Origin of the sequence: Geobacter sp. AOG2 (assembly GCF_019972295.1) — a bacterium.
In the GTDB taxonomy this organism is placed as follows: domain Bacteria; phylum Desulfobacterota; class Desulfuromonadia; order Geobacterales; family Pseudopelobacteraceae; genus Oryzomonas.
In genome coordinates, this window is the sequence record NZ_BLJA01000001.1 from 1045320 (window position 1) to 1069198 (window position 23879).

The window sequence follows — 23879 nt, forward strand, 5'->3', positions numbered from 1 at the left end:
GCGCTTATCCTTCTGCCAGTCCTGATTATGACCATTCTCAAGGGCGGCCCGCTGTTGTTCGCCTGTCTGCTGGCAGTTTTTACCTTCATCGGCATCCACGAGTTCTACCGTATGGCCCTCCCAGATAGAACCGTCGAGGTCTGGCCGGCAGCCGTATGCGGAACGTTCTTTATTTTCATTCCCTTTTTCGGTAATGACCGTCATGCCTTGGCAGGGGTTGCACTCCTGTTTCTGGCCTTTGCCCTCCTGTTCCTCTTCCGCATTCGTGAGGTGGCCGATGCCGCCCGTGAGGTCGCCTATGCCATGCTGGCGTTCCTGTACATCCCATTCCTGTTGATGCATCTGGTCATGTTGCGTCAGACTACCTACGGCATCCAATGGCTCCTGGTTATCATGCTGATCGTCATGACCAACGATTCGGCGGCCTATTACAGTGGCAGCGCCTTTGGCAAACACCGTCTCTACCCGTTGGTCAGCCCCAAGAAAAGTGTCGAAGGTGCCTTGGGCGGATTGGCAGGCAGCGTTATTGGCACGCTGGTCGCCAAATTCAGCTTTTTTCCCCAACTGGGTTTTCGGGACGCCCTGGTGACCGCCCTGTTCATCGGTGCCCTCGGGCAGGCCGGCGACCTGTTCGAATCGCTGCTCAAGCGCAGTTTTGGGGTCAAGGACTCCGGGACCATCATCCCCGGCCACGGCGGCGTGCTGGACCGTCTCGATAGCATCATCTTCGCCGCGCCGGCTCTCTACTACTATGTCACCTACTTTTTCAAGGGATAGCTCTATGAAACATCTTACCATTCTCGGTTCAACCGGTTCCATCGGCGTCAGCACGCTGGAGATCGTTGCCGCCTACCCCGACCGTTTCCGTGTGGTCGCCATGACCGCCGGCCGCAATCTTGAGTTGTTCTCTCGCCAAGTCAGGGAGTTCTCGCCGCGTATCGCGGTGGTTGCTTCCCCGGAGGATGTCCCCAGGTTTAAAGAGATGTGTTCCGGCCTGCCGGTGGAGATTCTGGGGGGCATCGAAGGTTTGATCGCCGCCGCCACCGCCGGGGAGACAGAGATGGTGGTGGCCGCCATCGTCGGAGCCGCCGGTCTGGTCCCCACCGCCGCCGCCATCCGGGCCGGTAAGGATATCGCCTTGGCCAATAAGGAAACCCTCGTCACCGCCGGGCATCTCTTCATGGAGATGATCGCCAAGTACGGCGTCAAGCTTTACCCGGTGGACAGTGAGCACAGTGCCGTATTCCAATCCATGGAGGGGCATCGTAGTGAAGATATTACCCGGATCATCCTGACCGCTTCTGGTGGTCCGTTCCTGAACACGCCGACCGAACAACTGGTCGGTGTAACGGTTCGGGATGCCCTCAATCATCCCAACTGGAGCATGGGGCGCAAGATCACCATCGATTCGGCCACCATGATGAACAAGGGGTTGGAGGTATTAGAGGCGCGCTGGCTATTTGACGCTCCGGTGGACAAGATCGATGTCAACATCCACCCCCAGAGCATCATCCACTCCATGGTAGAATACATCGACGGCTGTGTTATCGCCCAACTGGGCACGCCCGACATGAAGGCTCCCATCGCCTATGCCCTGTCATACCCCGAGCGTGTGGCAACCGGCGTCAAACCGCTCGACCTGACCGCCTTGTCCGGGCTGACCTTTTTCAAACCGGACCGGGAGAAATTCCGTTGCCTCGGCCTAGCCTATCGTGCCATCACGGACGGTGAGAGCATGCCGGCCGTGATGAATGCCGCCAACGAGATTGCTGTGGAGGCGTTTCTGGAGGGGCGGATCGGTTTCATGCAGATCGCCGAGGTTATCGAGCGGACCATGGATGCCCATCAGGCCCATGACCTGAAATCTATCGAAGAAGTGCTCTTGTCCGACCGTTGGGGGCGCGACCGGGCACGTGAGATCTGCCGGGGAATGGTGAACTGACATGATGGTCATCTATGCCGTAATTGTCTTGGGGGTGTTGATCTTTGTCCACGAGTTCGGGCATTTTCTGGTAGCCAAATTGTTCAACGTCAAGGTAGAGAAATTCTCCCTTGGTTTTGGTCCAAAGCTGGTGGGCAAGCAGATCGGCGAGACGGAATACCTGGTCTCCGCCTTCCCGCTGGGTGGTTATGTGAAGATGTTCGGCGAGGGGGGCTTCATCGAGGGGGGGGAGTCGCACCACCCCACTTCGGAAGAAGGCGAAGAAAGCGCCACTGAAGATGCCGGGAAGGTTGCTGTTGTACCGCGAGAACTGACGGAAGAGGAAAAGACCCGTTCCTTTGCCCATAAACCGCCTCTGGCACGGATTGCCATCGTCATGGCAGGTCCGGTTTTCAATCTGGTCTTTGCTTGGTTGGCCTTTATCGTGCTGTGCATGTTGGGGGTGCCCTCCATAACCGCTAAGATTGGCGAGGTTTTGAAGGACAAACCTGCGGCAAAGGCCGGGGTTCTGAAGAACGACGTCATAACCGCCATCGACGGCAAGGCCATCGTGCATTGGGAAGACGTGGCCGAGGCTATTGCCGCGACCAAGGGTAAGCCTGTGGTGCTGACGGTGAAACGCAATATGTCCTACGTTCAGTTCACTATCACACCCGAGCCGCGCGTGGCCAAAAACCTGTTCGGCGAGAAGGTCAACGGTTACGCCATCGGCGTGGCCTCGGCCGGAGAGATCGTCACCGAGCATTTCGGCCCCATTCAGGCTGTGGTCAAGGGAACGGTGCAGACCGGCAAAGTGATTGAGATCACGGTCATGTCGCTGGTAAAACTGGCCCAGCGTGTTGTGCCGCTGGATACGCTTGGCGGACCGATCATGATCGCCAAGATGGCCGGCGAAACGGCCCAAGCCGGTGGTTCCAGCTTTCTGGCCTTCATGGCGCTGCTCAGCGTCAACTTGGGGGTACTCAACCTCCTGCCGGTGCCGGTCCTTGACGGCGGACATCTTTTTTTCTTTTTCTGGGAACTTGTCTTCCGCCGTCCGGTCAGCCAGAAAGCGCGCGAGTATGCTCAGCAGGTTGGCCTGATGCTGCTTTTGGGGCTGATGTTGTTGGCGTTCTACAACGACATTATCAGGTATTTCGTCGGCCAGGGATGATGGAGGCGGCTACTCGTGCTCCAACGCCACGGCAACCATGAACCAGTCCTCATCCGAGGCAAAGCGGAGCGCCATTGCCTCCGGCTTGTTGGTGAGGGAGATGGCGTATCGTTTTCCGGTGACTACCGATGGCGTTGAGAGGCGGATATCCAACCCGCTGTTGGTCAGATGTTGTTTGAAAGAGCCGGCAATCATGTTGGCAACCTCTCCCAACGCATCCTGAATATCGTCATGGAATGTTGTGACTTCCTGGCCAAGCATGTTCGTCGTGATGCTTTTTGCCAACTCGTTGGGAACGTGCAGGCTGATGAGACCGTTGTAGGTACCCGCCAAGCCGACCAGGGCGCTGATGCAGTCGGAAAAATGGTTTACGGGATTGATCTCAAGGGGGAGATGCAGAAGGTCATCCATGCCGACCATGGTACAGAAGACATCCTTTACGTCCCGAATGAGTAGTTTTGTCAGCATATCCTCGCTTGTATGAAGTTTCTCCAGCAAGATAGATGAAAATCCCATGTTTTCCCCCGTAACGAAATAAAATATTCAATAAATAACCCCTGCTATTCGTTCCCTTGTCTGCGCCGGAAAGATACAGGCACGCGTATCATTGTCCATATCTAGCAGGTTGGATGCCAAATTTTTTACGTAATAATTACAAATTGTTAAAAATATGCTGTTTGAGGCTGGTGTACCCGCAGGGCACAGGATGTGTCTTCCGGGGACAGTTCAGGATTGTTGCTCATGATGCTGGAGGGCGGGCTTGCTTGTCTTTCATGAATCCGCTCATAACAGTGGACAACAAGATTTTTTTATCTCACCAGATCGCTATTCAAACATTTAATCGTTCAACCTCATTTGCTGAATTCCAACATATTTCAATCACATTTCCGTTCTAGGTTTCCACGGTCGCTAAAACGGGGCCGCCATTCAGCCGGAATGATCTCCGGCGGTCAGTGACGGCACGCGGCACCTACATATCGGCGTGTTTTTCCTAAAAAGCACCTCAACCCCATATTGACAGGCAGAGTACTTAAAGAGGGCCCATGGTTATGATTCGTAATGTAATAAGAACGGCATGCTTGATTTTTGTTGCCTTTGTTTCAGCGTCGTGCGGCAGTGGTGAAGGCGGCGGGACAGGCTCCACAGCCATATACCCGCGCTTCGCCTATGTGGCTAATTATAATGATGGGACGATTTCCATCTATACCGTCAATGCATCAACCGGCCAGTTACGTCACAGCGGATATGTGGTTACCAAGACGCAACCTCGTTCCGTGGCCGTAGATCCTACCGGCAAATTCGTTTATGCGGCCAATAGCGGGACCGATAGCATTTCGGTCTACACCATCAATCAGGCCACCGGGGCCTTGACCGCCGCATCGAGCGCCATTACCGGTACAGCGCCCGTCTCCGTGGCCGTCGATCCTGCCGGCAAATTCGTTTATGCGGCCAATAGCGGCTCCAACAGCATTTCGGTCTATTCCATTAACCAAACCACCGGGGCTCTGACTGCGGGAACAGCCGTATCTGCCGGCACGACGCCCGTATCGGTAGTTGTCGGCCCTTCCGGTAAATTTGTTTATGTGGCCAATAGCGGCTCCAACAGCATTTCGGTCTATACCATTAACCAAACCACCGGAGCCCTGACAGGGGGGACGTCGGTGTCGGCGGGGACCAATCCCCGCTCAATCACGGTCGATCCTTCCGGCAAGTATGTCTACGCAGCCAGCTTTACTTCCTACGTCATACCGGTCTATGCAATCGATCAGGCCACCGGTGCCTTAACTGCCGCAGGAATGGTCTCGGCTGGCAATGGTCCGGTCCAGATAGCTGTGTCATCGGGAACCGTTGCCGTCACCTATAAGCCGAAGTTCGCCTTTGCAGCTAATTATGGCTCAGACAGTATTTCGGTATATGCCATCAATCAGAGTACCGGGACCTTGACCGCCGGAACGGCTGCGGCCGCCGCAACAGGTCCGTACAGTATCGCCGTCGATCCTTCCGGGAAATGCGCTTACGTGGCAAACCGAGCCTCTGCAACGGTCTCGGTTTATACTATTGACCAAGCCAGTGGGACATTGACCGCCGGGACGGCTGTGGCTACAGGTTTGGAGCCGCGCTCCGTCACTACTGATCCCTCGGGGCGGTTTGCCTACGTAGCGAATTATGGCTCCGATACCATCTCGGTCTATACCATCGACCAGACCAGCGGGGCCTTGGCCGCCGAGACGGCCGTGGCTGCCGGAACAAATCCTGTGTCCGTCGCCGTCGATCCATCGGGAAGGTTCCTTTATGCTGCCAACTACGGTTCTTACACCGTTTCGGTCTATACCATCGACCAGACCAGCGGAGCCTTGACCGCCGGGACTGCTGTTGCTGCCGGAACAAATCCCGTCTCCATCTCTGTTGATCCATCAGGAAGGTTCGTCTATGCGGCGAACTACAACTCCAATACCATTTCGGTCTATACCATTAATCAAGCCACCGGGGCACTGGTCGCAGGGACGCTGGTAGCAGCAGGCACAACTCCGTTTTCCGTCACGGTCGATCCTTCGGGAAAATATGCCTATGCAGCCAATTATGGCTCCGACACGGTTTCCGTCTATGCCATCGACCAGACTACCGGGGCATTGACTGCTGGAATGGCCGTGGCATCCGGCAAACAACCCCGTTCCGTCGCGGTCGATCCCTCGGGGAGATTTGCCTATGCGGTAAACTATTTTTCCAACTCCGTGTCCTTATACGCCATCAACCAGACAACCGGCGCTTTGGCCTTGGGAGCAGCGACGGTTTCCACGGCGTCATCCCCAATTTCCCTGGCGATAAGTGGAGCCGTTCAGTAACGCTTCGCACTTTTCAGCAACACGATATGGGATGAAATGAGTAGAAATGAGGGAAAAGCGGTTAAAATATGTCATAAATGCGAAAACATATGCAGGTTTTGATAATAACAGATCTATTTGTGCTAATAAGATGGTGCAAGAATAAACGATATCATCTGAAAAGATAATATTTGCGAGGAAATTGATATGACTAAAAAGGTCCTCATTGTGGAAGATGAGCTGAAGTTGGTGGATGTTTTGAAGGATTATCTCTACTTGGCAGGGTTTGAAACGTCAAGTTTGTGTAATGGTACTGAGGTTATTCCTTGGGTAAGAGAGAACGGTCCGAATCTTATTCTTCTTGACCTGATGCTGCCGGGGCGTGATGGAATAGATATCTGCAAGGAGATCAGAACGTTTTCCAATGTTCCGATCATTATGATGACCGCCCGCATTGATGAGGTGGATCGTCTGCTCGGGCTAGAACTCGGTGCCGATGACTACATCTGCAAGCCGTTCAGCCCTCGGGAGGTTGTGGCCAGGGTCAAAGCGGTCCTGCGACGTATGGGCGACGATCAGGCTACACAAACCGCCGGACTGACCCTTGACGAATCGCGCTATCGGGCCACGCTTGCCGAACATGAACTCGACCTTACCGCCGTAGAATTTAAACTCTTGCAGTTTCTGGCAGCCAAGCCTGGGCGCATTTACAGCCGACAACAGCTCATGGAAAAGATCTATCCTGACCGCCGCATTGTCAGTAGTCGCACCATAGACAGCCATATTAAGAAACTGCGGAAGAAAATTGCTGATGCAAATCCTGAGTTGGAGTTTATTCATTCGGTTTATGGAGCCGGCTACAAATTCGAGGCAGCCTGATTTTTCCCCGTTGTATTTACTAGAGAAAGATAGTGGAAATGGCTCTAATGAAGCTAATTGTTTGTTACATGTTCCTCTGTATTTCATTAACCGGTTGCTCTCTGTTCAGATCCATTCCTGAGACAAAGACGGTAGCGCTCATGCCGTTCTTTTCCTCAGCTACCAATACCGGAAAAAGCATCGGCCAAGAGGCTGCCGATCGTGTGGCACTGGAGTTGGTGGCGAAAGGATATGTCGTCATTGACCGTAGCACTACCACCGCCCTGGTAAATGAAGCAAAGTTCTACGGCTCCGGTCTGAGCGACGATATGCGGAGCGCATTGCAGTCGCATAATATCGCGGCGGTGGTCTTCGGCAGTGTCAATGACTTCAGTTGCGAGTCGATCCGGTCCCCCTCTTTGGTCGCCAGTTTGGCCAGCAACATGGATAAGAAAAATCGTTGTACAGTTTCCCTGACCGCCAAGATTGCCGACACCGCGACCGGCAGACTGCTATGGGGCGTGACAATTAATGATACTTCCGAAGGCGCGAATCTCACTGCTATGGAACTGATGAAGTCTTTGATCCGCAAGGCCGATATCAAAGAAACACTCCCCGAGCCAAAGGACGGAGAAACGCAGCCCAGGTGAGAGGGTCTGCCGCTTTTTTTCTATAGCCGTTAGAGGTCCGGTGAGATTACGTACACGGTATTCCCATGCAAAAAATATTATTAAGAGACTCTCTGCCTGATTTTGCGCACGAGTTGGAACACTTGCTTCTCATGGTGGACAGACCTGAGCTGGCTTGCCTGGTTGAGAATATGAAGGTCGATATGGATAGATGCGTCAGCGGCGAAGAGTCTTGCGCCATGCTTTGTACGGGGTTACAACCCTCCAAAGGATGGGGGGTAGGGCAGACCACCATTGTGCTGACCCCTGCAAGAGGCAATATTCTTGTTGACGTGATAGAAGGAGATATTATCGCTGTGGAGGTGTTTTTTCGCAAGGACGTTCAGGATAAACTGCTGCAACTGCGGCATTCACTTGAGAATTCTCCCAATGAACCGGAAAGTGTGCCGTGCGGAACTGCTTCGGTCGTGATGTGCCATGGCAACGGATAGACAGGAGGCGTCAATGAGTCGGGGCGGTCATGGGGTGCATGAAAGGCCGCCAGCAATGCTTGATTTCCTCGGGATGATTATTACTGAGGTAGATAGTGCTTCTGCCATACAAAGCGGGATGGAGGTGGTGGAGGGGCTTATCGTCATGGTTGTTGGCTGGGGTGGACCAGCCGGCACGGCGGGTATTGAGACCGGCGATATCATCTCCAAGGTAGACGGAAAACCGATCAAGAGGCTTGAGGAGATGGAAGATTGTCTGTCCTCACATCGACCGCAGACACGGATTGTTTTTCAACTCCAGCGTGCAGGAATGTGGTGTTTTGTGGAGATCCCTTTTGCGGAAAATTTCATCGGGGGGATTCACAGGATAAATTCCCGCTCATGCCGCATCAGCCGGATTAGAAGCTTGGGAACATGAACTGCAGGACGGTCACATCCACTCAATAGGAGGCTTAATGAAAATGTACAAAATTCGGAAAGTAGTTTCTCTGATCATCCTTACCGTTATGCTCTCAGCGACAGTTCCAGCCTTTGCCGGTGGGGACCCCGCCCTTTTGGATACGTTTCAAGACTCTCTCTACGGTGTTCTGATCGGCAGTTTAATCGGTGGTGCGACCGTAGCCTTTACAAAAAAGCCGGCTAATCACCTCATTAATATAGGGATAGGTGCTGGCATCGGTGCCATCGGCGGCGCAGCGTTCGGATTGACAAAGGCTTTGAAGACCCTGGTTGAAATCGAAGACGGTAAGGTCAAATTTGCCATGCCGACCATTGTACCGGAACTTGTTGACTCCCCATCTGCTTCCGGAAAATTTGCCATAACTGCTAGCCTTTTTCGTGTAACTTATTGAAAAATATTGTAAATCAATATAAGGTGTATGGGTTTTGGTAGAGGTGGGCAAACAGCAAAAGGCTGATTCAGGAACGGTAAAATGCCTTGCGGCCGATTTTGAGCAACTGGGCAGCCCTTGATTTGTTGCCGTTGCACCGTTCCAAGGTAACGGCCAGGATGCGGTTTGTCAGGGCATCGAGAGAGAGGAGGTCGTTCGAGACTGTCAGGGTGTAGGTAGTGCTGTCGCCACTTGTGTCATTATCGACAGAGGTCATAGGTGGCGTTGCCGGACCGATGCCCAGGTGTGAGGGGCGGATTAACTCCCCTTCCGTGAGAATGGCTGCCCGTTCCAGACAATTGCGCAGTTCGCGCACATTACCCGGCCAATGGTGGTTGAGCATAATTTCCATGGCCTCTGGGGAGATGCCGGGTAGGGCCTTGCCCAAATGCTGGCGCAGATGGTCAAGGGCGTGCTCGCAGAGCAGGGGGATGTCGTCCTTGCGATTCCGCAGGGGGGGGATGGTGAGGGGAAAAACATTGATCCGGTGGTAGAGGTCCTCCCGAAATCGCCCGGCGGAAGCCTGTTCGGCCAGATTGTGGTTGGTGGCCACGATAATCCGGCACTCCGCAGGAAGCGGGGTATTGCTTCCGATCTTTTCGAAAACCCGTTCCTGGAGTACCCGCAGCAGTTTGGCCTGAAGCGGCAGGGGCATATCGCCGATCTCATCAAGCAGGATGGTGCCTCCGCGGGCCAGGCTGAACTTCCCCTCCCGGTCGCGCTCGGCACCGGTAAAGGCCCCCCGCACGTGGCCGAAAAGCTCGCTCTCCAGCAGATGCTCGGGGATAGCGGCGCAGTTGACCGCCACAAAACCGGTTGGAAGCCCGTTGCCGGCAAAATGGATGGCCCGCGCCAGCACCTCTTTACCGGAACCGCTTTCGCCGTAGATAGCCACCGTCGTCTGACGTGCCGAAGCGACCTTGGCGGCCAACCTCAACATCTCCTTCATCGCCGGGTTCACGGTTACAATGCTTTGAAAGGTAAACCGTTCTCCCAAGAGCCCTTTGATCTGCTCATTTTCCCGGATGACATGGTGGTAGGTGAGGGCATGTTGGACGGTAATGCGCAAAATAACCGGATTGATGGGCTTTTCCAGATAATCGTAGGCCCCGCGCCGCATGGCGTCAACGGCGCTCTCCACGCTGCCGTTTGCCGTTACCACAACGACCGGTATTCCTTGATATCTTTTCCGTATCTGCTGGATGAGTTCGAGACCATCCATTTCATGCATGACCAGGTCGGAGATGACCAGATCGATCGGCTGCCGTTCCATAATTCCCAGGGCTTCGACGCCGCTGAGCGCGGTAACGGAGGCGAAACCCGCCTCGCCAAGCTGGGCCTCCAGCATGCGAACGCTCAGTTCATCGTCGTCAACAATGAGAATTGTCGGGATCATCATGGGAAACATGCCTGAAGGGTTAGAGTAATTATATTGCAATAGTCTAATTTTATGCCATGCACCGCTGTATTACAAAATGAATTTTTTGCGGGGCGGGTCTCCATCCACAAACTATTTATCCCGTTATGCGCCCGATCAGCCAATTGGACTCGTCAAGGAATCCTGAGCCCCAATTGGCTGATGGTTTTTCGGACCTTATCAGGTTCCACCGGTTTGACCAGATAAGCTGACGATTGAACCGACAGCATTGACTGCATTACGTCCTGCGGCGTGTTGAGAGCGGTTAACATGATGATCTTGACCTGCTTGTCTGTCGGCAGTGCCAATTCTTTCTCCCGTTTCCTGATCTCTTTGCCGGCGGCGATCCCATCCATATCCGGCATGACGATGTCCAGTAGGATAAGTTCATAGGGGGCGTCCGACGTCAGGGCTTCCCGGAATTTTTCGACCGCATCCTGACCGTTGATGGCGGTATCAACGACGGGAACATTCTCCAGGTATTGGGCAATGATTTCACGCCCAAGTTCGTCATCATCCACAACAAGACATTTTCTGAGTTCCATCCGTATCCTCCTTTGGTAAATCGAGCCATGTGCGGATCGTACTGGGCCGACGATTATTGCCCTTTCTCGATCAAGCGTACAAATGCATCGTATTCGTCGTTCAGGTGGGGGAGCAGGGCCAGTGCTTCAGCCAGCCTCTCTTCCCGGGCGGCTTCCTCGATGCGTCGAGCGATATCCTGAACCCGTGGCGCTCCAATGTTGCCTGCTGCCCCCTTGATAGTGTGGGCGCTTACCCGTATCCCATCGTTGTCGCGGCTTTCCGTGGAAGCAAGCAGTTTGGCCAAGTTTCCTGTCATGCCCTTTTGGAACAGCGCAACAAACTTGCCGATCAGCTCGGTCTTGCCTCCCAGGCGGCAGAGCAGCCCGCTATGATCGAATACCGGCATGTCCTCGCCTGTGGTGTCACATGCAGCCGGTGGTCCCGAAGCAGGCCCTCGGCTGCCCGGTAAGCCGCACTGCTGGTGCAGGGCAAACTCAAGCTCGGCAGCCTTGAACGGTTTGGAAAGGTGTCCATCCATACCCGCAGCCAGGCATTTATCCCGGTCTTCCCGGCCGGCATAGGCCGTCAGAGCAAGGATAGGGCATTTTTTGTCGGTACCCCTCTCCAACTCCCGAATGTACTGCGTTGCCTGGAGTCCGTCCATGACCGGCATCTGAACGTCCATGAGAATAAGGTCGAAGTGTCCCGCCGCGTAGGCTTCAACAGCCTCCCGGCCGTTGGTCGCCAAGGTGACACGATGTCCTTGTTTTTCAAGGATGGTCAACGCAAGCATCCGGTTAACCTCCACATCGTCGGCCACCAGGATGTCGAGGCGAGCCTGCTCCTCCAGTAGAGTGTGGCGGGTCACCGGCACCTGCTGCCCCTCGCTCCCGCCAGTCAGGACCGCCAGAATGACGTCCTTTAGTTCGTCATGCACCCACGGTTTGGTGAGATACCCGGCGATCCCCAACCGGCGGCAATGTTCCGCGTCACCGCGAATCCCGGCGCTGGTCATGACGATCATCTTAATGGGGGTATGGCTGGCTTCCTGAAGCAGCTTGACCTGACCCCAGCAGTCCGTGCCCAAGGTCTGCAAGTCCACGAGTGCCAGTAGTGGGAGTTTTTTGTGGTTAGCCACGCGGATGAGTTCCTCTGCTTTTTCTGCGTCGGCCGCCACAAGGGGCTCCATCCCCCATGCGGCCAGGTATTCGGCCAAGGTGCGGCGGCTCTGTTCAATCTGTTCCACGACAACGATTGTCTGCCCGATCAACTCGGCCGGTTCGAGACGGGGCGCCGTCTGTTGTTGGACCGGGATGCGGGCAGTGAAATGGAACGTACTTCCCTGCCCCGGTGTGCTATCGACCCAAATGCGGCCCCCCATCAGTTCCACGATCCGCCGGGAGATGGTCAGCCCGAGGCCGGTGCCGCCGAAACGTTTGCTCGTGGACGAGTCGGCCTGTTCGAACATGTTGAAGATCCGGCCATAGGCTTCCGGGGATATCCCGATCCCCCGGTCGCTGACCGAGAACTGGAGCAGAACTTGGTCCCCATCGTCAGCCAGGACATGGGTATGCACGACGATCTCGCCCCGCTCGGAAAATTTTATGGCATTGCCGACGAGGTTGACCAGCACCTGCCGGAGTTTCCCGGCGTCGCCTATTAGCGCATCGGGCACATCCGTTTCCGGAGCACAAAGCAATTCCAGTTTTTTTTCAACCGCCTTAGGCGCCAGTGAGCGCAGCACCTGCCCCATAACCGTACGCAGCAGAAAGGGGGACTCATCCAGTTCTATCCTGCCTGCCTCAATTTTGGAAAAGTCGAGAATATCATTAATGATAACCATCAGGCTGTCGGCCGAGTCCATAATGGCACGGTGAAACTGGCGCTCCTGGGCGGGGGTAAGCCCGCCGGCGAGCAGAAGATCGGTCATCCCCATGATTCCGTTCATGGGGGTCCTGATCTCGTGGCTCATGTTGGCAAGAAAGGCACTCTTGGCACGGCTGGCCTCTTCGGCCAGTTCCCGGGCGATGGCCAGGTCGCGGGTCCGCTCCTGAACCCTCTCTTCAAGGGTTGCCATGTTTTCGTGCAGTTTGGCATTGAGAGTTGTGCTCTCCAGGGCGTGGGCACAGGTGTACAGTACGATGGAGATGGCATTGAGGGCTGCGGCATCCACTGCGGCAGAATCTCCGGGCAGGATGGCCGCAAACATCCCCAGAATTCGGGAACGGGTGGCAATGCTGTGCAGAAGCAGGGTACGGTTGTCGGCAAGCGGCACCAGGATGGCTTGGTTGCGGTTCAAGGCCCAGGCAAAGGTCCCGTCCATGATCTTTGCCTCGATCTCCGATTGAATCTCTTTCCTGGCATCCTTGGGCTCCCATGATGACAGCTCGAAGCTGCCGTCTTCCATCGCCTCAAGACATCCCGTTTTCCGGCATGCTAGTATCCGGCAAACCTGGACCTGGGTAGCGCGGAAGATGTCTGAAAAATCCTTGGCCCGGTTAAGGTCTCCGTGAAAATCCAGGCTCGACGCAAGCATGTCGAGGATTGACATGTAACGCCGGTTGGCCTCTTCCAGATACTGGACACGCTCTTTGAGAAATTCATGGGAGAGAGGAGGGATCTTTTCTTTCATTGCCCCTCCATCAGGATATCGAAGGTCTCCTCGATCTGCGGTTCCGACTGTTTCAGGATCGTTGCCAGGGTGTTTACCGGCATGCCGAGGCGTTCCCATGCCGCCGGCTCAAATGAGGAGACGCACCATTCGCCGCTGACACCGAATTCGAAGGCTTGGCAGATGATTTCCGCCAGATGGACGATAGCGGCTTCCAATGGGAATTGCGCGGCGGCGCGGGGAGCATGGTGACAGGCCACCGGTTCGAAGATATTGGCCGGAAGCTTCCAGGCCTGCAAAAGCGCACCCCCTAGGTCGGCATGGTCAAATCCCAGCAGACTCCGTTCGGTGTGGTGATACTGCTCCTGGCGCGACCGGCTGAGTGCCAGCAATTCGCCGACCGTGTCCGGTATGGCCGAGCACATGATCAATTGCCCCACATCGTGGAGGATTCCGGCCACGAAGAAACGCTCCACATTGCTTTCACGCAGACAGGCCGCCAGGTTGCGGGCGATGATGCCGCAGGCGATGCTGTGCCGCCAGAAAAGAGCCATATTCATCAATTCTTCGGAGATGCCCTTGAAAACCCCCATGGCAGAGGCGGCAAAAGCCAGGTCGCGTAGTTGTTGCGTACCGATAATAGTCACTGCTTTAGTGATGGAGTCAACCTTGGCGTAATACCCGAACATCGGGCTGTTGGCGAGCTTGAGGATACGCGCGGTCAGGCCCTGATCCTCGATGATTATCTTGGCGATATCGGCGATGGAACTGCGTGGATGATTGATGGCCTCATTGAAACGTTCGTAGAAATAGGGGAGGGAGTAGACGGTCCGCGTCTGCTCAACGAGCTGCTCCAGGGTGATGGGGGCACGATCAGAAAAGGCCATGGGAGGCCTTCCTCAACGCGGCGAGGCGAAGCAGTTCGCGCATGACCGGGTGGTGCAAGTCACTATTGCAAAAAAGCGGTGCGAGGGCCGCTATGGCGGAGTCCAACTGCTCCTGAGTGATCTCCGCAGGAAGATGGCTACCCTGGTTGTCATCCTCACCCCCGACGATGTCCACCTCCATGACGCCCCATGTGCGCAAGACGACGAGATGCTTCTGGCTCAATTCCACTCCTGCGCCCAACAGCAATCTTCCGGCGCGGTCGTGAACATCGTTTGCCAGGGTCATGCCCACTTCAAGGTTGTCGATTTGGGTTAATCCCACAAGTTAGTATCCCTAGGTAAACCGGCAAAATCACTGGTCACGGCGTTCTTTCGCTTGGGGATGCATCCAGCATTTACCCCGCTCTTTTATAGCACTGTGTTCCATTGAACTCAAGTTATTGGCACTGTGTCATACCGTAATTTTGTAGATTACGGCAACTGGGTACAAACGATTTACCCCAGTTCCTTACGTTGCTACGTACACACCCTGCCGGTGATCCCATGGCCACGCAATGTCTCGGCGACAGCGACAAATTATCAGTATTATTCACCAACGTGTCACACAATCTTGCACGGGATGCTCTCATCCTCTGCACATGAGTAGACGGCGCATAATCGGTGGTAGCCGTCCGCAATGATCACCCTGCCATTGTGCTCATCCCTAACCAGCAGGATGGGTGATAACGACTTCCCATCCTCAATTTTTCTGCGGTCCTTCTCTACATGGGAATTGCTGACTCCCAACAGTGATAACCCGGAGGCCCTGAATATGTCCTTGGCCTTGAACCGGGACACTGGAGTAACCTTCAGCTTGCTTATGATGCTCTTCACGGTCGCAGTATCATAGATCAGGCTGAGATACGATTCAGCCGCGGGGTAATCCTTTTCCTCCGGTTCTTGCAGCCATTTGATCTCGCTCGGTCTTTCCATGACGTGGCTCCTTTACGTGCTCCTTTACGTGCTCCTTGAAATCGGCCAGCTTCTTTAACATTCAGGTTACGCAAAGGTTATTTTGTTGTAAAGATTGAAACGCGGGCCGCCTGCAGACACCAAGACGCTTGATGGAGATTGCGGCTTTTGATACGCTGAACCTCAATTAATCCGGGAGGGAGTGAATATCTTGACGACTATCATGAGGGGACACGGGCTTCTTCTGGCCACTATGCTCATCCTGTGCCTGATGCCACTCGCCACTTCCTTCGCCGGTATTCCGGTTACGACGGTGACGCGCTACAAGGTCTCCGCCAAGGGATTTTCCATTGGCGATGTTATTACAACCCAGCGCATGACTGATGACGGGGGCGCCTCCAAAGTACAGTTCGAAACCAAAACCGAGGTCCGAGCATCCTTCCTCTGGATGGGGTACCGGCTTTCCTCCACCGAGAAAGGAACTCTGCTTAAAGGCCGCTTGGTCAGCTATTTTCATGAGCGCAAGGAGAACGGCGCCACGGTTGATGTCGAGGGCCGGCTTGAGAATGGGGCCTTCCGTTTTGATGTCCGTGAACATGGTGTTGCCCGCACTATTGTCATTCCCCGAAGCAGCTATGATTACACCACCATGGAATGTCCCGAAGCCCAGCTTGATTTTTCGGAAAGGCCGCATATCACCCTGAGAGTTCTGGATGTGGAAAAAATGGTTGTGGTTAAGCGGGATTACCTGCTTGTGCGCAATGCCTCCTGTACTGTTGCCGGGAAAGAGTACCCCTGCCGGATCGTGGATTTTTCGGACCTGAACAAAAGCGCCAGGCGCTGGATCGCCTGGGACGGTGCGGCGGTTGTTATGTACCGCCAGGACGGCAAGGGAGGGAAACACTCTTACTCTGTCCAGGCGACATCTGTTACCAAGGAGATGTGAGGCCGATTTTAGCCTTGATGCGGAATCGGTATAATCCATTTTTGCAACCCGTCGGCCTGATGGTGGGAAAATGCGTATTCACCCCTGAACCTGAAATTTTGTGTTGACAACATTGTTGCTGCTCTTCTATATTGAATTTCAAGTTCAACAAGGGGGCGGAATGATCCTCGAAAAGAAAAAGGCATTTAACGAATTTGCTACGGCCAAAGGACTCCGCTCCACCCGCCAACGGGACATCATCCTTGACTTCTTTCTCTCCACTCACCAGCATGTAAGTGTTGAGGAGTTGTACCTGAAGATCAAAGCCAGCCACCCTGGTATCGGCCACGCCACAGTCTACCGCACCCTCAAGCTGTTCACCGAGGCGGGCTTGGCCCGCGAGATCCTGCTGCATGACGGCCAGACCCGCTATGAACATGCATTGGCCGGCGAGCATCACGACCATTTGGTCTGTACGGGGTGCAACGCGATCATCGAGTTCGAAGACGAGACTATCGAGAAGTTACAGATGGAGATAGCGACACGTCACGGATTCACGATTAGAAGCCATAAGCTGGAAATCTACGGATTGTGCGCGGCATGTAGGGCCAAATAGCAATTTTTTTTACAATATAATTGAAAATGAAAATCAAAGGCATAAAAAGGTGAAGTAATGGCTACTTGCTGCGGTAAACAGACGGAAGCACCTGGGAAGAATTCAAACGCCAAGCGGGTGGCCCTGGTCGGCAATCCCAATGTGGGGAAGAGCGTGTTGTTCAACGCCCTTACCGGCTCGTACGTAACCGTATCCAACTACCCTGGCACCTCGGTCGAGGTGTCCCGCGGCCATGCGGTAATCAATGAACAGTCGTGGGAGGTGATCGACACACCCGGCATGTACTCGATCCACACCATCACCGAGGAAGAGCGGGTTGCCCGGGAGATTTTGTTGCACGAGACGCCGGACGTGGTGGTGCATGTGCTCGACGCTCGCAACCTGGAGCGGATGCTGGCCATGACGCTCCAATTGATCGAGGCCGGCCTGCCGGTGATCCTGGTGGTCAATATCATGGACGAGGCCGAACGAATGGGGCTGAAGATCGATCTGGAACTGTTGCGGCAGCGACTTGGTATCCCGGTGATCGGCGCGGCCACGGGCCGCAAGCGGGGGCTCGGCGAGATTCGTTCCGCCATCGCCGCCTATCGTTATGACGCGGGAAATCCTCCGCATTTTGCCTACAGCCGCCTGCTGGAACACGACATCAACGAGGTGTCCGGACTCATGTCGGGCGAATACATCCTTTCCCGCCGTGCCTTGGCCCTCTTGCTTCTCCAGCAGGACGAGGAGATCGTGGAGCTGGTTCGCCACCGGGAGGGCGAAGGCTACGAGGTGATTGCCGAGAAGGTCCGGGAGATCGCATTCAATCGCCGTGGATCGTTTCATCTGGACCTTTCCCTGGAACGCAAGGATATCGTCAAGAAGCTGGTTCTGGACGCGTTCACCAGCCCGGAGAAGCGGGTTGTTACCTGGGCCGAGCGGCTGTCGCGTATGTCGGTGCGACCATTGACCGGAATCCCCCTGTTGCTGATCGTACTCTATTTCGGGCTGTATAAGTTTGTCGGTGACTTCGGCGCCGGCACACTGGTCGATATACTGGAGCAAAAGCTTTTTGTGGGGATATTCAACCCCTGGATTACCGGCGTCGTCAAGATGATCATCCCTTGGGAGATCATTCAGGAACTTTTTGTGGGAGAGTACGGCATCATCACCTTGGGTATCCGCTATGCGGTGGGGATTATCCTGCCGATCGTGGCGACCTTCTTCATCTTCTTCTCTTTCTTGGAGGATACCGGCTATTTTCCGCGCCTGGCGCTCCTGGTTGACCGCATCTTCAAGAAATTCGGGCTTACCGGGCGGGCGGTCATCCCCATGGTGCTGGGATTTGGTTGCGACACCATGGCGACCATGGTGACCCGCACCTTGGAAACGACCCGTGAACGGGTGATAGCCACCATACTGCTGGCCCTGACCATACCCTGTTCGGCCCAGTTGGGCGTCATCCTGGCGCTGTTGTCCAAGTTTCCCGGAGCCCTGGCGGTGTGGGGCGCCAGCCTCCTGCTGCTGTTCGTGGTGGTGGGGCTCTTGGCGGCGCGGGTTATGCCGGGTGAAGCCCCCATGTTCTACATGGAGTTGCCTCCCATGCGGCTACCGCAATTTTCCAACGTGCTAACCAAGACCTATACCCGCATGCAGTGGTATTTCATGGAGATTCTGCCGCTGTTCATCCTGGCCTCGGTGCTACTCTGGCTCGGCAAGATCACCGGGTTCTTTGAAAAGCTGATTACGGCCATGACGCCGGTGATGGCCTCCATCGGTCTGCCCAGGGAGACTGCCATAGCTTTCATCTTCGGCTTCTTCCGCCGTGATTACGGGGCCGCCGGTCTGTACGAACTCCAGACAAAGGGCCTGATGGATGCCCGCCAGTTGACGGTAGCCGCGGTGACGCTGACCCTGTTCATCCCCTGCGTGGCCCAGTTTCTGATCATGAAGAAGGAACGCGGCTGGAAGGTTGCTGGCGGCATCGGCTTGTTCGTCAGCCTGCTGGCCTTCGGCAGCGGCTACGTGCTCAACCAGTTTCTGCTGATGACAAAACTGCTGGCCTAGTGCCCTGGAACAGTAAGTCCTCTCCTCCAGCGGGGGAGGACTTACTGGGACCTAAAGGGATGAGTTGCGTTACTACAAGTATTGCAGAGGTTCTATACCCCGGCTTAGCGGATTGGGTCACCTGGAGATAAGAAGATGATTTGCGGATTTTGCGGACACGAATTCGACGAGAATGAAAGCAAGCACGGCTGCGGCGGCTGTCCCGGCGGCTGCCACAGTGTGCACTGCCCCCGCTGCAACTACAAGAACCCTCTGGAACCAGCCTTTATCGGCAAGCTGAAAAACCTGTTGCAACGAAAAACATCGCCCGGTGCCAAGGACGCAGAGAATTCAGAGGACAAAAAATCAAAGACATCATAAAATAGTCTCTCCCTCTGGGGTGACTGTTGCGCGATGTCCGATCCGATGGTTGTTTCTCTGCATCCATGAAACCCATGGCGTGAAGAAGGAGAATGTATGAAACTGTCCGAAAAGGCTGAAGAGATCCTGGAGGCCCTGTGGATCGCGGTTGAAGAGGAGGGCGCCCGGTATCTGGACCCGGAGAAGTTGGGGTTCCCGGCCGACGACCCGGCCTACAAGGAGTTGACCAGCCGTGCGCTGGTGGAACTGCGCCAGGGTATGGTCTATTTCCGGCCCGAGGGGCGCGAAGAGGGAAAGATGACCATCCGCCGCCATCGCCTGGCGGAACGGCTGATGATGGATGTGCTAAACCTGCGCGGCGACGAGGGAGACAATAAGGCGTGCCAGTTCGAACACCTGCTCAATGAGGGGGTGGACATCAAAATCTGTACCATGCTCAATCACCCCACCACCTGTCCCCACGGCAAACCGATCCCGCCGGGCGACTGCTGCGCGGACGCCCGGGCACAGGGCGATCTTGGCGTGGTGGCGCTGACCGAATTCAAATCGGGTCAAGAGGGTGAGATCGCCTACATCCAGACCGAGGACAGCAAGAAGATGCAGAAACTGATGGCCATGGGGGTCTTGCCGGGCAATCGTATCGTGCTGGTTCAGTCCTTCCCGTCCTATATCTTCCGGGTCGGGTTTTCCGAGTTCGCCATCGACAGCAACCTGGCAAAAGAGATTTTTGTGCGAAAATAGCGGCCTGGAAGGTTGACAAGGGGATGATTCGGAAACTAATATAGTTTCCGTTTGGAAAGGGTTTTTTCGCCTATGCGGCGTAAATCTTTGGTTCTCATCCTCATTTTTAATCCCGAAAGGCGCATATGAAGGTTATCATCCTCCTCGGCGACGGCATGTCGGACGTGGTCTACAGCGAACTCGGCAATAAATCACCACTCCAGGCGGCCACAACGCCAAACATGGATTTCATGGCCCGGCACGGGCAGGTCGGCCTGGCCAATACCGTTCCGGAAGGGCTGCCTCCGGGCAGCGACGTGGCCAACCTGTCGATCTTCGGTTACGACCCGCGCACCTGCTATACGGGCCGTTCCCCGCTGGAAGCGGTCAGCATGGGGGTTACCCTAGGCCCGGACGATGTCGCCTTCCGCATGAATCTGGTGACCCTCAATCCTCACGGCAGTTCCCTGTACATGGAGGATTTCTCGGCCGGCCACATCTCCACCGAAGAAGGACGAGAATTGGTGGCAACGCTCCAGAAGGAGATCGGCAGCGCCGAGTTCGAATTCCATCCTGGCGTCGGCTACCGTCATCTCATGGTCTGGCGCGGCGGCAAGGACGGCATGACGGCCACCCCTCCTCACGACATCACCGGCAAGTCGATCCTGAACTACCTCCCCAGCGGTGATGGCGCCGCCACGCTGAACAACATCATGAACCACGCCCAGATGGTGCTGCACGACCACCCCCTCAACAAGAAACGCAAAGAGGAGGGGAAGCGGCCCGCCAACTCCATCTGGCTCTGGGGACACGGCAAAACGCCCCAAGTTGTCCCCTACGGTGAAAAATTCGGCCTCTCGGGAGCGGTTATCTCGGCCGTCGACCTGATCAAGGGGATCGGCGTTTGCGCCGGTCTGGACGTGATCAACGTGGAGGGCGCCACCGGCTACATCGACACCAACTACCTGGGCAAGGCCCAGGCTGCCCTTGCGACCCTGGAAACCCACGATTTTGTCTACGTGCACGTGGAGGCCCCCGACGAGGCATCCCATTCCGGCAGGATGGATCACAAAATCCAGGCCATCGAGGACTTCGACCAACAAGTGGTGGGGACCGTGCTGGAGGGGATCAAAAAATTCGGCGACTATGCTATCCTGTGCACCCCCGACCATCCCACGCCGGTACGCCTGATGACCCACACGTCGGAACCGGTTCCGTTCATCATCTATCGCGGCGGGAAAGGGGAGGGCAACGGCGCGTTGTCCTACGATGAGGAACAGGCCGGGAAGACCGGGCTGGCGGTGGAGGGGCACAGGCTGATGGAGATGCTGGTTAAAAAGTAACTCACCCTTGCTGCCTGGTTTCAATAGTTTTTAAACACACAAAAGGCTCTCCGTCAGGAGAGCCTTTTGTGTTGATGGCAGGACAAATAGTGAAAATAATTCCGTCCCGCATTTTCCTCTGAAACTTCAATCTGCACTTACTGATTAATTGCCTTTAGCATCCGCCTTGGTCATGTCTCTATGCCCCTATATCTGAATAGTCTTTGAAGATGATGACGGTGTTGATGGCTCCATATATGTCTTTGGCTCTGGTGATTGCAGGTAATATGCTATTGTCATTACTATGGGAAACATCAGAATGCAAATGAGCACAAGCCTTCCAACAGGGTAGTACGTCCTCCTCTGATTACGCCCTATCAAATAATAAAGCAACGTCCCGACTGGTGGGAAAAAGCAGAGTGATAATATCCAGATGATTTTTATACTGAATGTTTTAAAGGTATTTATTGTTGCATCCGCCAGTGCATAGAGCCAAATTATTGAGGGAAGTGTTATGAGGGCGACTACAGCCAACAGCATTATTAACGTCATAAATATAACCCTTTACATGTTAGAAAACAGAGCGTCGTTTGCAAATTTTTTTTAAAATGCGAGACAGGGTTATTTTACAATTCCAATGACAACGAATGAAAATAAACTGTCCCGCTTTGTTGTCCCTTGTAACCGGCGTACTCATGCTCGTCAACTGTTTTCCGAACAAATTGATCCACCTTGGGAGAGCCCAAAGGAGGCGGCCCCTGACACGAGACGACCGGAACCACGTTTCAGCACGGTTTTAACGGTACCAGAAAAGGCCCTCCCAACGGAGAGCCTTTTCTGGTTTGTGACAGGAGGAGGAAGCTCTCCTCATCTTATTGACGATCCTTCTTTGGTTCCTCTCGCCGGTCTTCGGTACGTCCCTTTGCGGGTGGCGCGGTTTTCTTCTCTTCTTTGCGCTGTTCAGGTCCGGTGACGTTCCAGACCTTTCTCGGCGGTGCCTGTGGCGTCGTCATTTGCCTGTTTTTCCCGGCGTTCGCGGGTGTGCTGTTCTGGGAAGGAGTTTGGACTGCCGGTGCGGCTTTTCCGGCAGGCGGCACTACCGGCGGGGCGGACCGTCGTTCCCGATCCTGTGGTGCATGAAGTGCCGGAGAGCCCTGAGGTGTCTGTGGTGCCCGAGGCGTCTGAGTAGCCCGAGGTGCCGGAGAGGCCGGTACGCGGGTTTCGGTCGGGGTGGCTCTGACGGCCGGTTGGACAGCAGGAACATTCCTCCTGTCCCGGCCAGAATGCGTCGTTACGGGCGCGGGCGTTGCCGTCGGTGTTTTTACCGTGGCCGGGGTAGAGGTCGGTGCTGACGGATTTATCCGCGGGAAACGCTGCCGCAGGTCCTGGGGCGCCGTCCGCTTCATCTCCGGCGGTGCGACCCGCGGAGGGGTAGTCTTGATGATCGGCATGCGCGACTCCCGGAGCGGTTTGATGCGCGGGCTTCCGAACGAAACCGCCGCCGGAGGGGGCACTGCGTTTCTTCCGCCCACCGGTGTACTCACGGTTCTACCTCGCAGGAAATCGTTCTGGGGAACGATGGTCATCCCGCCCCGAGCCCGGCTGTTCCTGTAGATTACGGTGGTGTTTCTGACATTGACGTTGGTGACATTGACGTTGACACTGTTGCGGCCATAGGAACGGTGTCCATAGTAGGTCTCGCCCGGCGCGAGCGGCGTCCATCCGACGCGGTCGCCGGTGCGATACCATCCCACGTAACCTGGACCCCAATAGACATCGCCCCGCCTGGGTGGGACCCAGCACCACCCGCGCCCGCTGACCGAGATCCAGCGGCCGTAGTGGTAGGGTATCCATCCCCAGCTTTCATAGGATATCCAGACGTAATCGTCGCCCTTCCATATCCAGCGGCCGCTCCGATACGGTGCCCAATCGTCGGCCAGGATCACCGTCGGCCGCCAGACCATGCCGTAGTCGGGAACCCGTATCCACTCTCCACTTGCATCGAGTTCGCCGCCATACCCCCTGATCTCCTCGGGGAGATACGTCTCCGAGCGCGAGCTTCTGATCATGTCCCGGTCTCGCTCCTGGTTCCAGTGTTCCCAATCGTCGGGGGGATTGAGCGCCAGCAGTTCGTTATGTCCCTCCTCCAGCAGCGCGATCTGTTCGCCGGCCCGTACCTTGGTGCGGCTGCCGTTTCCTTCCACGTAGGCCGAACCCTTTAAGATGGAGACGTCCTCTTCGCTATTGGGCAACATGTCGATCCGCAGGCGTGAACGGCTGGCGGGGAGCACCGTGGTGTCCTCGGCGTCTATCTGCAGGCTGCGCTCCTTGACATTAACGGCGGTGTGCACGTACATGTTCCCCGAAGAGATATGTATTTGCGTGAAGTCTTCCTCCACTGCAAGCAGCTCCATGGTGGAACCGCCATCCAGCCTGACCAGGGAGCCGTCGTTCAACTGGATTTCAAGGCGGGAGCCGTCGGGGCACCAGACGGAATCCCCCTCATCCAGGGGCGTATTGACGACAACCGGCAGCCAGTCGTTATCGCCGGGGGTGCGGAAATAGACGTCGCCGACCTGCAGACGCACCCGGGCCGGGCTGATAACCCCTGCCAGCGCCCAGGTTGGCGTAATGATGGTAAGCAGCATGAGGACCATCCAGAGCATGCGTCGCATAAAAGACCTCCTTGCCCCTGAGGGGCGATGATATAT

General features: G+C 55.5%; 24 protein-coding genes. 15 read left to right on the plus strand and 9 right to left on the minus strand.

Annotated features, from left to right (window positions below; genetic code table 11):
• Positions 1-27: 27 nt before the first annotated feature.
• Genes LDN12_RS04820 through rseP form a run of 3 tightly spaced genes read left to right on the plus strand, consistent with a single transcriptional unit; the run spans position 28 to position 3095 of the window.
• Positions 28-777 carry a phosphatidate cytidylyltransferase gene (locus LDN12_RS04820; RefSeq protein ID WP_238482092.1) on the plus strand — a complete coding sequence of 250 codons (750 nt, stop codon included), beginning with the start codon at positions 28-30 and terminating at the stop codon, positions 775-777.
• Positions 778-781: 4 nt separating this feature from the next.
• Complete coding sequence (gene dxr / locus LDN12_RS04825) at positions 782-1942, plus strand: 1-deoxy-D-xylulose-5-phosphate reductoisomerase (RefSeq protein ID WP_223921549.1); 1161 nt, start codon at positions 782-784, stop codon at positions 1940-1942.
• Between the two features lies 1 nt (position 1943).
• A complete protein-coding gene (gene rseP / locus LDN12_RS04830) occupies positions 1944-3095 on the plus strand; it encodes an RIP metalloprotease RseP (protein WP_223921550.1) in 1152 nt (383 codons plus the stop codon).
• Positions 3096-3104: 9 nt separating this feature from the next.
• Here the strand turns inward: rseP and LDN12_RS04835 are convergent, their stop codons facing one another.
• Positions 3105-3611: a chemotaxis protein CheX gene (locus LDN12_RS04835; RefSeq protein WP_223921551.1), complete on the minus strand. Its 507-nt coding sequence runs from the start codon at positions 3609-3611 to the stop codon at positions 3105-3107.
• Between the two features lie 527 nt (positions 3612-4138).
• Between LDN12_RS04835 and LDN12_RS04840 the strand changes: the two genes are divergently transcribed.
• The 6 genes from LDN12_RS04840 to LDN12_RS04865 all read left to right on the plus strand — a co-directional run bounded on the left by LDN12_RS04840 (position 4139) and on the right by LDN12_RS04865 (position 8746).
• Positions 4139-5938, plus strand: a complete 1800-nt coding sequence (locus LDN12_RS04840; protein ID WP_223921552.1) for a beta-propeller fold lactonase family protein — start codon at positions 4139-4141, stop codon at positions 5936-5938.
• A 186-nt stretch (positions 5939-6124) separates the two neighbouring features.
• Positions 6125-6796 (plus strand): response regulator, encoded by a 672-nt coding sequence (locus tag LDN12_RS04845; protein WP_223921553.1) that lies wholly within the window; start codon positions 6125-6127, stop codon positions 6794-6796.
• Positions 6797-6843: 47 nt separating this feature from the next.
• Positions 6844-7425, plus strand: coding sequence for a CsgG/HfaB family protein (locus tag LDN12_RS04850; RefSeq protein WP_223921554.1), 582 nt, complete (start codon positions 6844-6846; stop codon positions 7423-7425).
• A 65-nt stretch (positions 7426-7490) separates the two neighbouring features.
• Positions 7491-7895 (plus strand): hypothetical protein, encoded by a 405-nt coding sequence (locus LDN12_RS04855; protein ID WP_223921555.1) that lies wholly within the window; start codon positions 7491-7493, stop codon positions 7893-7895.
• A gap of 55 nt (positions 7896-7950) precedes the next feature.
• Entirely contained in the window at positions 7951-8313 is a 363-nt protein-coding gene (locus LDN12_RS04860) for a PDZ domain-containing protein (protein ID WP_223921556.1), read from the plus strand.
• Positions 8314-8350: 37 nt separating this feature from the next.
• Positions 8351-8746 (plus strand): hypothetical protein, encoded by a 396-nt coding sequence (locus tag LDN12_RS04865; RefSeq protein WP_223921557.1) that lies wholly within the window; start codon positions 8351-8353, stop codon positions 8744-8746.
• A 67-nt stretch (positions 8747-8813) separates the two neighbouring features.
• Here the strand turns inward: LDN12_RS04865 and LDN12_RS04870 are convergent, their stop codons facing one another.
• The 6 genes from LDN12_RS04870 to LDN12_RS04895 all read right to left on the minus strand — a co-directional run bounded on the left by LDN12_RS04870 (position 8814) and on the right by LDN12_RS04895 (position 15197).
• Positions 8814-10184, minus strand: a complete 1371-nt coding sequence (locus tag LDN12_RS04870) for a sigma-54 dependent transcriptional regulator (RefSeq protein WP_223921558.1) — start codon at positions 10182-10184, stop codon at positions 8814-8816.
• A gap of 152 nt (positions 10185-10336) precedes the next feature.
• Positions 10337-10747 (minus strand): response regulator, encoded by a 411-nt coding sequence (locus tag LDN12_RS04875; protein ID WP_223921559.1) that lies wholly within the window; start codon positions 10745-10747, stop codon positions 10337-10339.
• Between the two features lie 53 nt (positions 10748-10800).
• A complete protein-coding gene (locus tag LDN12_RS04880) occupies positions 10801-13359 on the minus strand; it encodes a response regulator (RefSeq protein ID WP_223921560.1) in 2559 nt (852 codons plus the stop codon).
• The gene (locus LDN12_RS04885) at positions 13356-14225 is read right to left on the minus strand and encodes an HDOD domain-containing protein (protein WP_223921561.1); all 870 of its coding nucleotides are present in this window, start codon (positions 14223-14225) and stop codon (positions 13356-13358) included. The genes LDN12_RS04880 and LDN12_RS04885 overlap by 4 nt, the downstream gene beginning before the upstream one ends.
• The gene (locus LDN12_RS04890) at positions 14212-14547 is read right to left on the minus strand and encodes a hypothetical protein (RefSeq protein ID WP_223921562.1); all 336 of its coding nucleotides are present in this window, start codon (positions 14545-14547) and stop codon (positions 14212-14214) included. Before LDN12_RS04890 ends, LDN12_RS04885 begins: the two co-directional genes overlap by 14 nt.
• A 278-nt stretch (positions 14548-14825) precedes the next feature.
• Entirely contained in the window at positions 14826-15197 is a 372-nt protein-coding gene (locus LDN12_RS04895) for a hypothetical protein (RefSeq protein ID WP_223921563.1), read from the minus strand.
• 190 nt (positions 15198-15387) lie between these two features.
• Here LDN12_RS04895 and LDN12_RS04900 point away from each other — a divergent pair, with 190 nt between their 5' ends.
• The 6 genes from LDN12_RS04900 (at position 15388) to LDN12_RS04925 (ending at position 21189) form a co-directional block, all read left to right on the plus strand.
• The gene (locus LDN12_RS04900; protein WP_223921564.1) at positions 15388-16122 is read left to right on the plus strand and encodes a DUF3108 domain-containing protein; all 735 of its coding nucleotides are present in this window, start codon (positions 15388-15390) and stop codon (positions 16120-16122) included.
• A gap of 160 nt (positions 16123-16282) precedes the next feature.
• Positions 16283-16717 carry a Fur family transcriptional regulator gene (locus tag LDN12_RS04905; RefSeq protein ID WP_223921565.1) on the plus strand — a complete coding sequence of 145 codons (435 nt, stop codon included), beginning with the start codon at positions 16283-16285 and terminating at the stop codon, positions 16715-16717.
• Between the two features lie 57 nt (positions 16718-16774).
• Positions 16775-18766 (plus strand): ferrous iron transport protein B, encoded by a 1992-nt coding sequence (gene feoB, locus LDN12_RS04910; protein WP_223921566.1) that lies wholly within the window; start codon positions 16775-16777, stop codon positions 18764-18766.
• A 135-nt stretch (positions 18767-18901) separates the two neighbouring features.
• Positions 18902-19126 (plus strand): hypothetical protein, encoded by a 225-nt coding sequence (locus LDN12_RS04915; RefSeq protein WP_223921567.1) that lies wholly within the window; start codon positions 18902-18904, stop codon positions 19124-19126.
• 96 nt (positions 19127-19222) lie between these two features.
• Positions 19223-19867, plus strand: a complete 645-nt coding sequence (locus tag LDN12_RS04920) for a metal-dependent transcriptional regulator (RefSeq protein WP_223921568.1) — start codon at positions 19223-19225, stop codon at positions 19865-19867.
• Positions 19868-19992: 125 nt separating this feature from the next.
• Positions 19993-21189, plus strand: a complete 1197-nt coding sequence (locus LDN12_RS04925) for a cofactor-independent phosphoglycerate mutase (RefSeq protein WP_223921569.1) — start codon at positions 19993-19995, stop codon at positions 21187-21189.
• 186 nt (positions 21190-21375) lie between these two features.
• Here the strand turns inward: LDN12_RS04925 and LDN12_RS17940 are convergent, their stop codons facing one another.
• Positions 21376-21720: a PLD nuclease N-terminal domain-containing protein gene (locus LDN12_RS17940; protein ID WP_374045033.1), complete on the minus strand. Its 345-nt coding sequence runs from the start codon at positions 21718-21720 to the stop codon at positions 21376-21378.
• A gap of 320 nt (positions 21721-22040) precedes the next feature.
• Positions 22041-23843, minus strand: coding sequence for a DUF6600 domain-containing protein (locus tag LDN12_RS04935; protein ID WP_223921570.1), 1803 nt, complete (start codon positions 23841-23843; stop codon positions 22041-22043).
• Positions 23844-23879: the final 36 nt, after the last annotated feature.

Excerpts from the sequence above, each read along its gene's own strand:
- LDN12_RS04820 (WP_238482092.1), top strand. The coding sequence starts at position 28 with ATGACCATTCTCAAGGGCGGCCCGCTGTTGTTCGCCTGTCTGCTGGCA.
- dxr (WP_223921549.1), top strand. The coding sequence starts at position 782 with ATGAAACATCTTACCATTCTCGGTTCAACCGGTTCCATCGGCGTCAGC.
- rseP (WP_223921550.1), top strand. The coding sequence starts at position 1,944 with ATGATGGTCATCTATGCCGTAATTGTCTTGGGGGTGTTGATCTTTGTC.
- LDN12_RS04835 (WP_223921551.1), bottom strand. The coding sequence starts at position 3,611 with ATGGGATTTTCATCTATCTTGCTGGAGAAACTTCATACAAGCGAGGAT.
- LDN12_RS04840 (WP_223921552.1), top strand. The coding sequence starts at position 4,139 with ATGGTTATGATTCGTAATGTAATAAGAACGGCATGCTTGATTTTTGTT.
- LDN12_RS04845 (WP_223921553.1), top strand. The coding sequence starts at position 6,125 with ATGACTAAAAAGGTCCTCATTGTGGAAGATGAGCTGAAGTTGGTGGAT.
- LDN12_RS04850 (WP_223921554.1), top strand. The coding sequence starts at position 6,844 with ATGAAGCTAATTGTTTGTTACATGTTCCTCTGTATTTCATTAACCGGT.
- LDN12_RS04855 (WP_223921555.1), top strand. The coding sequence starts at position 7,491 with ATGCAAAAAATATTATTAAGAGACTCTCTGCCTGATTTTGCGCACGAG.
- LDN12_RS04860 (WP_223921556.1), top strand. The coding sequence starts at position 7,951 with ATGCTTGATTTCCTCGGGATGATTATTACTGAGGTAGATAGTGCTTCT.
- LDN12_RS04865 (WP_223921557.1), top strand. The coding sequence starts at position 8,351 with ATGAAAATGTACAAAATTCGGAAAGTAGTTTCTCTGATCATCCTTACC.
- LDN12_RS04870 (WP_223921558.1), bottom strand. The coding sequence starts at position 10,184 with ATGATGATCCCGACAATTCTCATTGTTGACGACGATGAACTGAGCGTT.
- LDN12_RS04875 (WP_223921559.1), bottom strand. The coding sequence starts at position 10,747 with ATGGAACTCAGAAAATGTCTTGTTGTGGATGATGACGAACTTGGGCGT.
- LDN12_RS04880 (WP_223921560.1), bottom strand. The coding sequence starts at position 13,359 with ATGAAAGAAAAGATCCCTCCTCTCTCCCATGAATTTCTCAAAGAGCGT.
- LDN12_RS04885 (WP_223921561.1), bottom strand. The coding sequence starts at position 14,225 with ATGGCCTTTTCTGATCGTGCCCCCATCACCCTGGAGCAGCTCGTTGAG.
- LDN12_RS04895 (WP_223921563.1), bottom strand. The coding sequence starts at position 15,197 with ATGGAAAGACCGAGCGAGATCAAATGGCTGCAAGAACCGGAGGAAAAG.
- LDN12_RS04905 (WP_223921565.1), top strand. The coding sequence starts at position 16,283 with ATGATCCTCGAAAAGAAAAAGGCATTTAACGAATTTGCTACGGCCAAA.
- feoB (WP_223921566.1), top strand. The coding sequence starts at position 16,775 with ATGGCTACTTGCTGCGGTAAACAGACGGAAGCACCTGGGAAGAATTCA.
- LDN12_RS04915 (WP_223921567.1), top strand. The coding sequence starts at position 18,902 with ATGATTTGCGGATTTTGCGGACACGAATTCGACGAGAATGAAAGCAAG.
- LDN12_RS04920 (WP_223921568.1), top strand. The coding sequence starts at position 19,223 with ATGAAACTGTCCGAAAAGGCTGAAGAGATCCTGGAGGCCCTGTGGATC.
- LDN12_RS04925 (WP_223921569.1), top strand. The coding sequence starts at position 19,993 with ATGAAGGTTATCATCCTCCTCGGCGACGGCATGTCGGACGTGGTCTAC.
- LDN12_RS17940 (WP_374045033.1), bottom strand. The coding sequence starts at position 21,720 with ATGACGTTAATAATGCTGTTGGCTGTAGTCGCCCTCATAACACTTCCC.
- LDN12_RS04935 (WP_223921570.1), bottom strand. The coding sequence starts at position 23,843 with ATGCGACGCATGCTCTGGATGGTCCTCATGCTGCTTACCATCATTACG.